General features: G+C 72.1%; 12 protein-coding genes and 1 pseudogene. 5 read left to right on the top strand and 8 right to left on the bottom strand.

Translation table 11 applies throughout. The features are described 5' to 3' along the window. Positions 1-110: 110 nt before the first annotated feature. Complete coding sequence (gene dnaJ, locus PYS65_RS24610) at positions 111-1,247, bottom strand: molecular chaperone DnaJ (RefSeq protein ID WP_279336115.1); 1,137 nt, start codon at positions 1,245-1,247, stop codon at positions 111-113. Further along, a complete protein-coding gene (gene hrcA, locus PYS65_RS24605; RefSeq protein WP_279336114.1) occupies positions 1,247-2,263 on the bottom strand; it encodes a heat-inducible transcriptional repressor HrcA in 1,017 nt (338 codons plus the stop codon). Before hrcA ends, dnaJ begins: the two co-directional genes overlap by 1 nt. 170 nt (positions 2,264-2,433) lie before the next feature. Between hrcA and PYS65_RS24600 the strand changes: the two genes are divergently transcribed. Both PYS65_RS24600 and PYS65_RS24595 read left to right on the top strand, forming a co-directional pair. Next, entirely contained in the window at positions 2,434-3,165 is a 732-nt protein-coding gene (locus tag PYS65_RS24600; protein ID WP_279336113.1) for an MBL fold metallo-hydrolase, read from the top strand. 43 nt (positions 3,166-3,208) lie between these two features. Continuing rightward, positions 3,209-4,015: a DUF3097 domain-containing protein gene (locus tag PYS65_RS24595; RefSeq protein ID WP_279336112.1), complete on the top strand. Its 807-nt coding sequence runs from the start codon at positions 3,209-3,211 to the stop codon at positions 4,013-4,015. Positions 4,016-4,170: 155 nt separating this feature from the next. On the opposite strand, the gene hemW is transcribed toward PYS65_RS24595, so the two are convergent. The 5 genes and pseudogenes from hemW to PYS65_RS24570 form a co-directional block, all read right to left on the bottom strand. After that, positions 4,171-5,403 carry a radical SAM family heme chaperone HemW gene (hemW, locus tag PYS65_RS24590; RefSeq protein WP_279336111.1) on the bottom strand — a complete coding sequence of 411 codons (1,233 nt, stop codon included), beginning with the start codon at positions 5,401-5,403 and terminating at the stop codon, positions 4,171-4,173. 35 nt (positions 5,404-5,438) lie between these two features. Continuing rightward, positions 5,439-7,406: a SpoIIE family protein phosphatase gene (locus tag PYS65_RS24585; RefSeq protein ID WP_279336110.1), complete on the bottom strand. Its 1,968-nt coding sequence runs from the start codon at positions 7,404-7,406 to the stop codon at positions 5,439-5,441. 225 nt (positions 7,407-7,631) lie between these two features. Next, positions 7,632-7,946 carry a DUF4291 family protein gene (locus PYS65_RS24580; RefSeq protein WP_387037054.1) on the bottom strand — a complete coding sequence of 105 codons (315 nt, stop codon included), beginning with the start codon at positions 7,944-7,946 and terminating at the stop codon, positions 7,632-7,634. Then, entirely contained in the window at positions 7,927-8,409 is a 483-nt protein-coding gene (locus PYS65_RS24575; protein ID WP_279336109.1) for a hypothetical protein, read from the bottom strand. The genes PYS65_RS24580 and PYS65_RS24575 overlap by 20 nt, the downstream gene beginning before the upstream one ends. A 66-nt stretch (positions 8,410-8,475) precedes the next feature. Then, positions 8,476-8,877 (bottom strand): annotated as a pseudogene (locus PYS65_RS24570) (hypothetical protein); the annotation flags it as partial. A gap of 62 nt (positions 8,878-8,939) precedes the next feature. Between PYS65_RS24570 and PYS65_RS24565 the strand changes: the two are divergent. From PYS65_RS24565 to PYS65_RS24555, 3 genes are all read left to right on the top strand, one after another. Beyond that, positions 8,940-9,566 carry a hypothetical protein gene (locus PYS65_RS24565; RefSeq protein ID WP_279336108.1) on the top strand — a complete coding sequence of 209 codons (627 nt, stop codon included), beginning with the start codon at positions 8,940-8,942 and terminating at the stop codon, positions 9,564-9,566. A 496-nt stretch (positions 9,567-10,062) separates the two neighbouring features. After that, positions 10,063-10,656, top strand: coding sequence for a helix-turn-helix domain-containing protein (locus PYS65_RS24560; protein WP_279336107.1), 594 nt, complete (start codon positions 10,063-10,065; stop codon positions 10,654-10,656). Positions 10,657-10,686: 30 nt separating this feature from the next. After that, positions 10,687-11,949 carry an MFS transporter gene (locus tag PYS65_RS24555; RefSeq protein ID WP_279336106.1) on the top strand — a complete coding sequence of 421 codons (1,263 nt, stop codon included), beginning with the start codon at positions 10,687-10,689 and terminating at the stop codon, positions 11,947-11,949. A 328-nt stretch (positions 11,950-12,277) separates the two neighbouring features. On the opposite strand, the gene PYS65_RS24550 is transcribed toward PYS65_RS24555, so the two are convergent. Beyond that, a complete protein-coding gene (locus tag PYS65_RS24550) occupies positions 12,278-12,697 on the bottom strand; it encodes an ATP-binding protein (protein WP_341483697.1) in 420 nt (139 codons plus the stop codon). Between the last annotated feature and the right edge of the window lie 2 nt (positions 12,698-12,699).

Below are 12,699 nucleotides of genomic sequence, written 5' to 3'. Positions count from 1 at the left end.
GGCACCTTCGGGGCACCTTCGGGGCAGCTCCCGGGGCACCTGCGGACCACCTTCCGGAGCTCCGCGGGAGCCGTTTCCGGCCCCCGCGCGCCACCCGTCGGTGTCGTCCGTCAGCGCCCGTTGAAAGCGTCCTTCAACCGGGAGAACAGCCCCTGCTGCCCGGGCTGGAACTGGCCCAGCGGGCGCTCCTCGCCACGGAGCTTGGCGAGTTCGCGCAGCAGGCGTTCCTGTTCGGGGTCGAGCTTGCTCGGGGTCTGCACCTCGACGTGCACGATGAGGTCGCCCCGGCCGCCGCCGCGCAGATGCGTGACGCCCCGGCCGTGCAGCGGGATCGACTGGCCGGACTGGGTGCCGGGCCGGATGTCGACCTCCTCCATGCCGTCCAGCGTCTCCAGCGGCACCTTGGTGCCGAGGGCGGCCGCCGTCATCGGGAGGGTGACCGTGCAGTGCAGGTCGTCGCCGCGCCGCTGGAAGGTGCTGTGCGGCAGCTCGTGGATCTCCACGTACAGGTCGCCGGCGGGACCGCCGCCGGGGCCGACCTCGCCCTCGCCGGCCAGCTGGATCCGGGTGCCGTTGTCGACACCGGCCGGGATCTTCACGGTCAGGGTGCGGCGGGAGCGGACGCGTCCGTCGCCGGCGCACTCCGGGCACGGGTTCGGGACGACGGTGCCGAAGCCCTGGCACTGCGGGCAGGGGCGCGAGGTCATGACCTGGCCCAGGAAGGACCGGGTGACCTGCGAGACCTCACCGCGGCCGCGGCACATGTCACAGGTCTGCGCGCTGGTCCCCGGCGCGGCGCCCTCACCGCTGCACGTGGTGCACACGATCGCCGTGTCGACCTGGATGTCCTTGGTCGTGCCGAACGCGGCCTCGTCCAGCTCGACCTCGATCCGGATCATGGCGTCCTGGCCGCGGCGGGTGCGCGAGCGCGGACCGCGCTGCGACGCCGTGCCGAAGAACGCGTCCATGATGTCGGAGAAGTTCCCGAAGCCACCCGCGCCGAAGCCGCCCGCGCCGCCGGCCCCGGCCTGCTGGAGCGGATCGCCGCCGAGGTCGTAGACCTGCTTCTTCTGCGGGTCCGACAGCACCTCGTAGGCGGCGTTGATCTCCTTGAACCGCTCCTGGGTCTTCGGATCCGGGTTGACGTCCGGATGCAGCTCGCGGGCGAGCCGCCGGAAGGCCTTCTTGATCTCCTCCTGCGAAGCGTCGCGGCGTACGCCGAGTACGGCGTAGTAGTCCGTGGCCACTACGACTCCGCCAGGATCTGTCCGACGTACCGTGCCACTGCGCGTACCGCTCCCATCGTTCCTGGGTAATCCATGCGGGTCGGACCGACCACGCCGAGCTTGGCAACAGCCTCGCCGCCCGAACCGTAGCCCACCGACACCACTGAGGTGGAGTTGAGTCCCTCGTGGGCGTTCTCATGACCGATACGCACGGTCACGCCCGGTTCCTTCGCCTCGCCCAGCAGCTTGAGAAGCACGACCTGCTCCTCCAGCGCCTCCAGTACGGGCCGGATCACAAGGGGAAAGTCATGTCCGAAGCGGGTCAGATTGGCGGTACCGCCGATCATCAGCCGCTCCTCGTTGTCCTCGACGAGCGTCTCCAGGAGGGTGGAGAGCACGGTCGAGACCGTACCGCGCTCCTCGAGGTCGAAAGCCTCGGGGAGATCCTCGACCAGAGACGGTACATCGGTGAAACGTCGGCCCGCGACACGGCTGTTGAGCCGCGCCCGCAGATCCCCCAGGGTCGCCTCGCCGATCGGCGCCGGGCAGTCGATCATGCGCTGCTCGACCCGCCCGGTGTCCGTGATCAGCACCAGCATGGCGCGCGCGGGCGCCATCGGGAGCAGCTCCACGTGCCGCACGGTCGAGCGGGTCAGCGACGGGTACTGCACGACGGCGACCTGCCGGGTCAGCTGCGCGAGCAGCCGCACCGTGCGGGCCACCACGTCGTGCAGGTCGACGGCGCCCTCGAGGAAGTTCTGGATGGCGCGCCGCTCGGGCGCGGTCATCGGCTTGACGCCGGCGAGCTTGTCCACGAAGAGCCGGTAGCCCTTGTCGGTGGGGATGCGCCCGGCGCTGGTGTGCGGCTGGGCGATGAACCCCTCGTCCTCCAGGGCCGCCATGTCGTTGCGCACGGTGGCCGGGGAGACGCCCAGGTTGTGCCGCTCGGTGAGGGCCTTGGAGCCGACGGGCTCCTCGGTTCCGACGTAGTCCTGAACGATGGCGCGCAACACCTGGAGCCTGCGTTCACTGAGCACGGCGCACACCTCCAGAAGCCTTCCGCCCGGTCCGTTTTCTCCCTGTCCTGGCACTCTTCGCACGCGAGTGCCAGACTTCCCCGCCCAGTGTACGGCCGGGGGGTACACCCCGGGCAAGGCCGGTACCGGGCCGTCGCGCCGGGACAGCCGTGGGCGATTAGCGTCGCGGTATGACGGTGACTTGGGAAGAGTCGGGGTGGGAGCGGCTGGCGCCGGGAGTGGGCCGGTGCCGGCTGCCGGTGTGGGACTGCACGGCGGGGCTCGTCGTCGGCGCGGGCGCGGCACTGCTCGTGGACGCCGGTTCGAGTCTGGGCGAGGGCGCCCGGTTGCGGGCACGGGCGCAGGCGCTCGCCGGTGGGCGTGTGACGCATCTCGCGCTCACCCACCCCCATTTCGACCATGTGCTGGGGGCGGCGGTGTTCGCGGGCGCGGAGGTGTTCGGCGCGGTGGGCCTGGACACGGCGCTGGCGCGGGGAGGCGAGGAACTGCGCGCGGACGCGGAGCGCGAGGGGCTGGACGCGCGGGCGGCGGAGGAGGCCGTGGACGCGCTGACGCTGGTCCGTCCCCGGCACCTGGTGTCCGGCGAGTGGACGCTCGACCTGGGCGGCGGACGGCAGGCGCTCCTCGCCAACGTGGGCCCCGGGCACACCGCCCACGATCTGGTGGTGCTGGTGCCCGGCGAGCCGGAGGTGGTCTTCTGCGGCGACCTGGTGGAGGAGTCCGGTGATCCGCAGGCGGGCCCCGACGCCGTCCCGTCGCGGTGGCCGGCCGCCCTGGACCGGCTGCTGGCCCTGGGCGGCGAGGACGCGGTGTACGTCCCCGGTCACGGAGCGGTGGTGGACGCGGCGTTCGTACGGTCCCAACGCGACGCCCTCGCGGCTCGTTTCGGCGTGTCGGACTGACCCTTCGGCCGAACGGGGAGCCGGTTCTCCTATCGTCATCAGAATGCGCCCGTACTCTCCTGACCTGACCCCCGGGTGGAAGAAGTCCCGGCCCGTCCCCGAGGTCCCGGCCGAGCCCGGTCTGGTGGTGGAGGAGCCCGGCAGCGGATTCTGCGGCGCGGTGATCCGCTGCGAGGCGGGCACGGTGACCCTGGAGGACCGCTTCGGCAAGCACCGGGTCTTCCCCCTGGAGCCGCGCGGATTCCTGCTGGAGGGCCGCGCGGTGACGCTGGTGCGGCCCGCCGCGGGCCCGGCGCGTCCGCCCCGGACGGCATCCGGTTCGGTGGCCGTCCCGGGCGCCCGCGCGCGGGTGGCGCGCGCCGGGCGCATCTACGTCGAGGGCCGCCACGACGCCGAACTGGTCGAGAAGGTGTGGGGCGACGATCTGCGCGTCGAGGGCGTGGTCGTGGAGTACCTGGAGGGCGTCGACGACCTGCCGGCGATCGTCGACGCGTTCGCGCCGGGCCCGGACGCACGGCTGGGCGTCCTGGTGGACCACCTGGTGCCGGGCTCGAAGGAGTGGCGCATCGCGGAGTCGGTCACCAGCGAGCACGCCCTGGTGGTGGGCCACCCGTACATCGACGTCTGGGAGGCGGTGAAACCGTCCTCCCTGGGCATCCGGTCCTGGCCCCGGGTGCCGCACGGCCAGGACTGGAAGACGGGCGTCTGCCGGGCCCTGGGCTGGCGCGTGGCCAACACGGGGGAAGCCTGGCAGCGCGTCCTCGGCGCGGTGCACTCGTACAAGGACCTGGAGCCGGCGTTGTTGGGCAGGGTCGAGGAACTGATCGATTTCGTGACGATGCCGTCCTGACCGCCCCGGCTGGTTTCGCCCCGACGGGGCTGATTTTCAGCCCGTCCGGCGCTTGAGGACGAGGCCGTTCAGGCCGAAGGGGGGTCTGGGGGCGCAGCCCTCAGGGGACGGGAAGGGAAGGGGCGGCGGGGGCGAAAAACCCTTCCCGGCACCCCTCAGTCCACCAGGTCCCGGACCACCGCGTCCGCCAGCAACCGCCCCCGCAGGGTGAGGGCCGCACGCCCCCCGTCGTACGCCTCCTGCCGCAGCAGCCCGTCCGTCAGAGCACGGCGCGCCGCCACCAGCCCCTCCGCACGGAGAAGAGCGAGCGGAACCCCTTCCTCCAGCCGAAGCTCCAGCAGGATCCGCTCCACCCGCCGGTCCTCCTCGGAGAGGACCTCGCGCCCGGCCCCCGGTGATCGGCCCTCGGCCAGGGCTGCCGCGTACGCGCCGGGGTGCTTCACGTTCCACCAGCGCACCCCGCCCACGTGCGAGTGCGCCCCGGGCCCCGCGCCCCACCAGTCCGCGCCGCGCCAGTACAGCTCGTTGTGCAGGCAGCGTCCCGCCTCGGAGGTGGCCCAGTTCGACACCTCGTACCAGTCGAAGCCGGCCGCCGACAGCGCCTCCTCGGCGATCAGGTACCGGTCCGCGTGCACGTCGTCGTCGGTCATCGGCACCTCACCGCGCCGGATGCGGCGGGCGAGCTGCGTGCCCTCCTCGACGATGAGCGCGTACGCGGAGACGTGGTCGGGTCCGGCGCCGAGGGCCGCGTCCAGCGAGGCCCGCCAGTCGTCGTCGGACTCGCCGGGGGTGCCGTAGATCAGGTCGAGGTTGACGTGCTCGAAGCCCGCCGCCCGCGCCTCGGCGACACACGCCTCCGGGCGGCCGGGGGTGTGCGTGCGGTCGAGGACCTTCAGCACGTGCTGCCGGGCGCTCTGCATGCCGAAGGAGATCCGGTTGAAGCCGCCCGCGCGCAGGGTCGCCAGGTAGGCCGGGTCGACCGACTCCGGGTTCGCCTCGGTGGTGACCTCGGCGTCCGCCGCCAGCCCGAACTCGTCGCGGATCGCGCCCAGCATCCGTACGAGGTCGTCGGCGGCCAGCAGGGTGGGGGTGCCGCCGCCGACGAACACCGTGCGGACCTCGCGCGGGTCGTCGCCGAGCACCTTGCGGGCCAGGCGGACCTCGTCGATCAGGGTCTCGGCGTAGTTGTCGCGGGAGGCGAGCACTCCGCCGCTGCCGCGCAGCTCGGTGGCGGTGTAGGTGTTGAAGTCGCAGTAGCCGCAGCGGGTCGCGCAGTACGGAACGTGCAGGTAGAACCCGAGGGGGCGTGCTGCGGCCCCGGCGAGCGCGGACGCGGGCAGCGCGCCGTCGGCGGGGACGGGCTCGCCGTCGGGGAGTGCGGAAGGCATGTGCTCCATTGTCCCGCATCCGGCCCGTGGGCCGGTCAGTCCGCCTGGAGCACCAGCAGGGCGAGATCGTCCGCCGGTGGCCGCTCCCCGAACTCGTGGACCAGCCTGCTGATACGTTCCGCTATCCGGTCGGCGTCCAGTCCCGCGCAGTCGGCCAGTGCGGTGGCGAGTCCGTCGCCGTCGTCGAACTGGTGGGAGCCGCGGCGCCGCTCGGTGACGCCGTCGGTGACGCAGAGCAGGGTGTCGCCGGAGCGCAGCTCGAAGGAGTCGCTGGTGTAGGTGGCGTCCTCGACGACCCCGAGCAGGGTCTGCGACCGGGCCACGGTACGGACCGTCCCGTCGGGGGCGAGCAGCAGCGGCAGGGGGTGTCCGGCGGAGGCGAGGGTGACACGGGCGCCGCCCTCGACGAGGGTGAGTTCGCCGTAGAGCAGGGAAAGGAAGCGGGTCTGGGGGCCGTCCCCGGGGGCGGTCGGGCGGGCGCCGGCGGCGACGAGCGCGCGGGCGGCGGCGTCGGCGGCTTCCGTGGCGTCGTCGAGGAGCAGTTGGTTGAGGCGGTCCAGGACGTCGGCGACGTGGTAGCCCTCGCGGGCGAGCAGCCGCAGCCAGGGGCGGGCCAGACCGATGACGACGGCCGCCTCGGGGCCCTTGCCCTGGACGTCGCCGATGGCGAAGCACCAGCGGCCCGGCCCGGCCGGGAACAGGTCGTAGAAGTCGCCGCTCGGTCCGCCCTTGTCGTGGGGCTCGTAGACGAGGGCGGAGCGCACGCCGGGGATCTCGGCGACGGCGCCGGGCAGCAGTCCGCGCTGGAGCACGGCGCTGATGGTGGCCTGGCGGGCGTACTGCCGGGCGGCGCCGATGGCGAGCGCCACGCGCCGCCCGAGGTCCTCCACCAGTCCGGTGACCTCGTCCGGGAACCGCCCGATCCCGGCCCGCCCGATCACCAGCGTCCCCAGCGGCCGGCCACCGGCGACGAGCCGGTAGGCGAGGGCGGTGCCGGTGCCCTCGTCGTGGCCCCCGGTCAGGTGGAGCGCCTTCTCCGGCCAGGGATAGCCGACCGGTCCGGTGCTCAGTGGATCGGAGGGAGGCGGTGGCTCCTGCTCCAGTACCCGGCTCAGTTCCTCGACGCGGCTCTCGTCGGCGTGCCAGACACGGGCGAGGCGGGGTCCGTCGGCCCGTGCCCCGTCGCTCCAGCCGCCGTGGCCGGTGGCCTCGTCCTCGAGCCACACCGCGCACCAGTCCGCCAGCCGCGGCACGATCAGCTGCCCGGTGAGCGCGGCGACCAGGTCCTCGTCCAGTTGCCCGGCGAGCAGATCGGACGCCTCGGCGAGGAAGGACAGCGCCCCGCGCCCCAGCCAGGCCCCGTCCCGCCGGTACGGCCGGGGCACGCGCCACCCCTCACCGCCGGGCTCCGGCTCCGCCTCCCACACGTACGCGTCGAACGGGACGCCCATGCCCTCCGCGCTCTGCGCACCCTCCGTGTTCTCCGCGCTCTCCTCCGCGCCGTCCGCCGCGAAGCCCCCTCCCACGGGGATCCGGGCCCAGACGGTTTTGGTGCCGGGGCGGTAGGTGATCCCCCAGGCCTCGGAGAGCGCGGCGACCAGGCGCAGGCCGCGCCCGTGCTCGGGGCTCTCGTAGGGCGGTGCCTCCGGTTCGCCGCCGTGCGGGGCGCGGGAGGGGTGGCGGTCGGTGACCTCGACGACGAGGGCACCGCTCTCCTCCTCGAGGCGGCAGGTCAGCCGTACCTCGGTGCCGGCGTGCACGACGGCGTTGGTGACCAGTTCGCTGGCGATCAGCGTGGCGTCGTCGCCGGCGCGGGTGGTGAGGTGCTCGGCACCGGGCAGGGCGCGCTCCGTCCAGTCGGCGAGCGCCGACCGCACCAGGGCCCGCGCGGTGCCCGGCGCGAGGGAGCCGCCGGACAGCGCCGCGTCCGCCCGCGCGCACGCCCGCGCGGGCGCCTCCGAGACGGCACGCGGGGTCTCCCGTTGCGTCGGAATGGCCCTCATGGGCAGCTCCCCGGGCAGTTCGCACGAATACACCTCGATCAATGCCGCCAGGGTGACAGACCGACCCCGCCCATAAGCAACGAGTTACCGAAGTGGACCCTCTGGAGCAAGAACAGTGCTAAGCCCACAGCCGACAACCGGCCGAAAACCGATCAGTTCCGCGCAACACCGAAAAGTGTGAGCGGCGCCGGCACCTGCCGAGTTGACGCCCGCACGTCCCGACCCTCATGGGCGCAGGTGATCCAGGAGCCCCTCGGGAACGGGACAGGGGAGCTCGCGGGGAAGAAGCCGCCGGGCGGCCTCCAGGTCACCGTCCCGCGCCTGCCCGTGGATCTCGCGCGCGAGATCGGTGGTACCGGTGACGGAGACCGTCCACTCGTCCGCGTAGCGGTGTGCCGCCTCACCGGTGAGCCCGAGCTGCAGCGAGCGGTGGGCGAGCGGCCGCAGGCACACATCGCGCTCGGGGACCCATTCGCCATGCTCCGCGACGGCACCTTCTACGAGCCGCAGCCAGCGGCGGTCACATGACCTGCGGGCCACCCAGCAGCACCACACGGTCGGCCTCGACGCCGAAGCCGAGAACCGGGTGAAGCGGATCAGACTCCGGGCTCAGCAACACCGGCTGGCCGAGCCGACGCCCGATTGCCCGCAGCAGACGGCACAGCACATCCACGCCGTGCTGACCCTGCAACTCCCGCAGATCAACGTCGAAGTCGATCGAGTCAGCCTCATACGGACGAAAGATCACCAGGAATCCGGGAACCGGCCAGACCCTCAGCAACACGTCGGCACCCTCGCCGCGGGCCAGCATCTCCGCAGCTCTCGACAGCCGGACCACAGCACCGTCCTCGGAGTACTCGCACGACCACCCCTGCGACCGAACGAGATCAAGCACCGCCTGCCAGTCCTCCACCGAAGTATCCGGGACGAGGACGTCCGGCAGCGACCCCATCAACTCGGGAGCAAAGAAGCTCTTGACGTCACCCCACAGCAGGTCAGGCATCACGCCATACTGCCTCGCCACTCACCGAAACGCAGCCCAATTCCCTTGACGAAACCCATAGGGGCACCCCCCGCCGAAGAGCCCTGCGATGTGTACGCGGCTGCCGGCGATCGGTCCCAGTCCGGGGCAAGTCAGGTCGACAGCCGCGTCGGGGGTGCTGCCCTCGGGGCCGGGGTCGCGGTCCCAGGTGACCTTCTCGCCGGTGACGGCGTCGAAGAGACCGTGACCGTCGTGCGAGACGACCATGACCAGGTCATGGCCGCTGCCGGGATGCGACGCGAAGCCGATGCCGAGCAGTCCACCGACAGGGGCTCCGTATGCGTACTCGAAGACTGGCCGCCAGGGCGCGGGCGCGGGAACGACAGAGGCGGCGAGCAAGCGGTCTCGCAGTGCCCGCTGGTAGGCGGAGATTTCCGGTTCACTGGCAGTTCGCTCCACCGGAGCTGCCCTCTTGATCTGCTTCGTCACCTCCTCATGATCCCGCTCCAGGCAGCTACCGCGTGGAGCCGGGCAGTTGAGAAGATCACGGCATGGCAGCCTCCAACGAACATCCTCCCGACGGCTGGGCCTTCCTCGGAGTCGGAGACCCGTCCCTGGTTGTCCACGACGAACAGCGCGGCCTTCTGGCCGTGGCAGGCACGGATGCACACGGCAAAGCTACGCCGGTCGCGGTCTACCACAGCCGTTCCTTCGTCCGCCGCGCGCTCACTCGCTCATGCTTCCCCGTCCACGCGCTGGCCTTCCACCCCCGGCGTCCGCTGCTCGCGATCGGCACCGGCAAGTACGACGGTGGCTACTTCTTCGAGGGGGAGCTGCTGCTTCTGCACCTGAAAACAGGCGCGGTCGCTTCTCTCATCGAGAACGGGTTCGGTCGTCAGGTTCTGGGACTGGAGTGGCTCGACGAACGGTCGCTGCGTGTCCTCATGGCACCACCGGACGACTGGCGGGACGAAGCGGCGCACGAGAGCGGACACGTCGCCGTGGTGGACCGAGCCGACTGGACCACCGTCCCCGCCCGGTCACTCAGCGGTCGGGACCTGGCCGGCCCAAGGACCCTCGCACCGCGTCCCGAGCCCCGCGAGGCAGTGCAACGAGCAGCCGCCGCACTGCGATCCCTCTGGCAAGCCCAACGAGCCGGACCCTCAGGAGACCTGTGAAGGCCACCCCGACGTCACCTGGACGGCACGAGGCACCTTGGTCACGGATGGAGTCTGTCAACGCGGTTGGATGACCCACGTCATCCGGTCCCGCTGCCAGACCGCCGGGAAGCGGCCCTCCCGGGCCGCGGGCAGGATGCGGAACTCTTTGAGGGCCTGCAGCACTGCAGGCCCTCGTTGAGCCGCCTTCCCGGCGGCCGTTGACACGGTCGGCCACGACCTCCATCGCAGATCTCTCCCAACCGGCCACGCCGACAGTGCAGTCCGAGCACACCATGGGCGGCCACCGGCCTCAGCGAAACCCATCACCCCAGGGGTGCGGCCTGCCCGATCCGCAGGAAACGGGGGCCCGGCCGTTCGCCGGTCGACCATGAAGTCGCCACCGGGGAGGGGCAGTTGCATGCCCCGGCGAGCCCCCATGCGGAGCCGGGCTTCCCGCCGCCGCAGGTCAGAAATATATATTGCGCAAATTAAATTTCATACCTACGGTGAGGGCATGTCACCGAAGCGCGAACCCGAGCAGATCACCGACCTGTCCCGGCTGAAGGCGTTCACCAGCCCCCTGCGCATGCAGCTCTACCGGCTGCTGTACGTCGCGGGCACCGCGACCGCGTCCCAGCTCGCCGAGCAGGTCGACCAGGCGCCGTCGCTGGTCAGTTACCACCTGCGCAAGCTCGCCGAGCACGGCTTCGTGACCGAGGCGAGTGGCCGGAGCACCGACGGCCGTGAGCGGTGGTGGCAGGTGGCGTCCGAGGAGGGCTGGGGCTTCCGCAACTCGGACTTCGCGGACACGCCCGAAGGGTCCGCCGCCGTGGGCGCGGTGACCCGCGGCATCCTCGACACCCGCACCGCCCAGTACCGCGCGTATCTGGACCAGACGGCCGCCTGGGGCAAGGCGTGGACGGACGCCGCGTTCAGCTCCGAATGGATGCTCGACCTGACCCCCGCCGAGCTCGCCGAGATGAGCGACGAACTCCAGGCACTGACCCGCCGCTGGCGGGAGCGCGGCAAGGCCGCCCAGGAGGCCGGCGACACAGAGGGCCGCGAGCACGTGTCCGTGCACCTCTACGGCTTCCCGTTCCGGCCCTGACCCCGCCGTTCCCGACTCCTGGAGCCTGCCATGACCACAGCAGGGACAGCCCCACCCGAACGCGCCACCCCACCGGCCCACCTCGACGGCAACGTACTGCGCTGGCTCACCGCGTACACCGTTTCCCTCGTCGGCGACAGCGTGTACTTCGTCGCCCTCGGCTGGTCCGCCCAGAAGGCCGCCGGCCCCACCGAGGTCGGCCTCGTCATGGCCGCCGCGGCACTGCCACGGGCGTTACTCATGCTGGGCGGAGGTGTGCTGGCCGACCGTTTCGACCCGCGCCGCGTCCTTCTCGGCAGTGACGCACTGCGCTGTCTCCTCATCCTCTCGGTGGCCGCCGCGATCGCGCTGACCGCACCGGCCCTGTGGCTCCTGGTCGCGGTGGCACTCGTCTTCGGTGCCGTGGACGCGCTGTTCGTGCCCGCGATCGGGGCCCTCCCGCCGCGGATCACCAGCGCCGACCAGCTCGCCCGGGTCGCCGGCATGCGCTCTCTGTCCATGCGCCTCAGTCAGATCGCGGGCCCGCCCATCGGCGGCCTGGCCATGGGACTCGGGGGCGCGGCGGCCGCCTTCACCGTCGCAGGCATCCTCTTCGCGCTGTCCCTGCCGCTCCTGCTGACGATACGGATACGGCCCCTCGCGGAGCCCGGCGAGGAACAGCCGGAACCCGGCACGGCGTGGCAGGACCTTCTCGCCGGCCTGCGCTACATCCGGCGCCACCGCCTCATCGGCCCGCTCGTCATCACCGGCGCCGTCTGCGAGCTGGGCCTGATCGGCACTCTCAACGTCGGCATGGTGCTCCTCAACGCCGAGCGTGGCTGGGGCCCTTCCGGCTACGGCTGGATCGGCGGCGGTTTCGGCGCGGGAGCGGCGGCCGGCGCCGCGTTGCTCGCCGTCGTCGGCTGGCTGCCCCGCGCCGGCCTGATGCTGGCCGGGACCCTGCTCGTGGCCTGCACGGGAGCGGCCACCATCGCCTTGGTTCCTTCCCTTTGGACCGCCGTGGTGCTGGCGGTGGTCATCGGACTGAGCGCGGGCGTCTTCGGCAGCCTGGACAGCACCCTCATACAGACTGCCGCGGACCCTGCTTACCTCGGCCGGGTCACCTCCGTCGTCATGCTCACCCTGGTCGGTCTCGCCCCCCTCGGCTACCCGCTGGTCGGTGCCGCCGTCGGGGCTTGGGGCACCGCACCGGTGTTCGTCGGCTGCGGCACCTTCGCCGGCCTGGGCGTGGTCATCGCCCTGGCCTCCGGCCCGGTACGGCGAGCCGAACTGCCTCGGCAGCGCACGATGTGACCTCCCGGGCCCGCCGGTCCCAGAAGGGCACCCGCCGACTTCGGCCCGGTCGCGGGAGCAGCCGCTGCCGGGGTGGACGCCTGCCCCGGGCGGGACACCTCTTCCCAAAAGCGTGAGCACTTCGGCCATTTCTGTCCGCATAGCGCTCATTTGAGCTCTCGCGTGACACTTGCCCGCCGACTGCTCACGCTTTTCGGCAAGGCGGCCACCTGCGGCCCGGCAGCGTGGCGGATCGCGGCCGCGGAGACGTCGGAGGACGATCATCTGTCGTAGCCGCCAGGCCTGGGCGCGTGGACTCGGACGGAGGCGGTGACACTCACGTGCCGTCTCATCCCGGCGGACTCGGCAATTCGGCCCACACGGTCTTTCCCGAGGGGAACCGGGGCGCGACACCCCACCGGGCCGCGAGCGCGCTCACCAGGAGCAGCCCACGTCCGTGCTCGCCGTCCGGACAGGGCATCGCCACCGGGGCGGGCAGCCGCTCTCCCCTGCTGTCCGCGACCTCGATCCGGAGGATGCCGGAGCCGCCCTCCGGGGGCCGGACGAGCGTCATGGTGAGCAGGAAGTCCCGCCCGGGCACACGACCGTGGGTCACCGCGTTCGCGGCGAGTTCACCCACCACCAGTTCGGCGGCCTCCAGGTACTCGCCGTCCCTGCCCCACCCCCAGTCCGCCATCTGTTGAGTCGCGAGAAGGCGGGCAAGCCGTGCTCCACGCCGGGTCGAGCTGAACTGCTGGTGGAAAGGCACGG

The organism is Streptomyces cathayae (genome assembly GCF_029760955.1).
In the GTDB taxonomy this organism is placed as follows: Bacteria; Actinomycetota; Actinomycetes; order Streptomycetales; family Streptomycetaceae; genus Streptomyces; species Streptomyces cathayae.
Note: the sequence above shows the minus strand (reverse complement) of the source record. Positions and strands in the feature narration are given on the sequence as shown.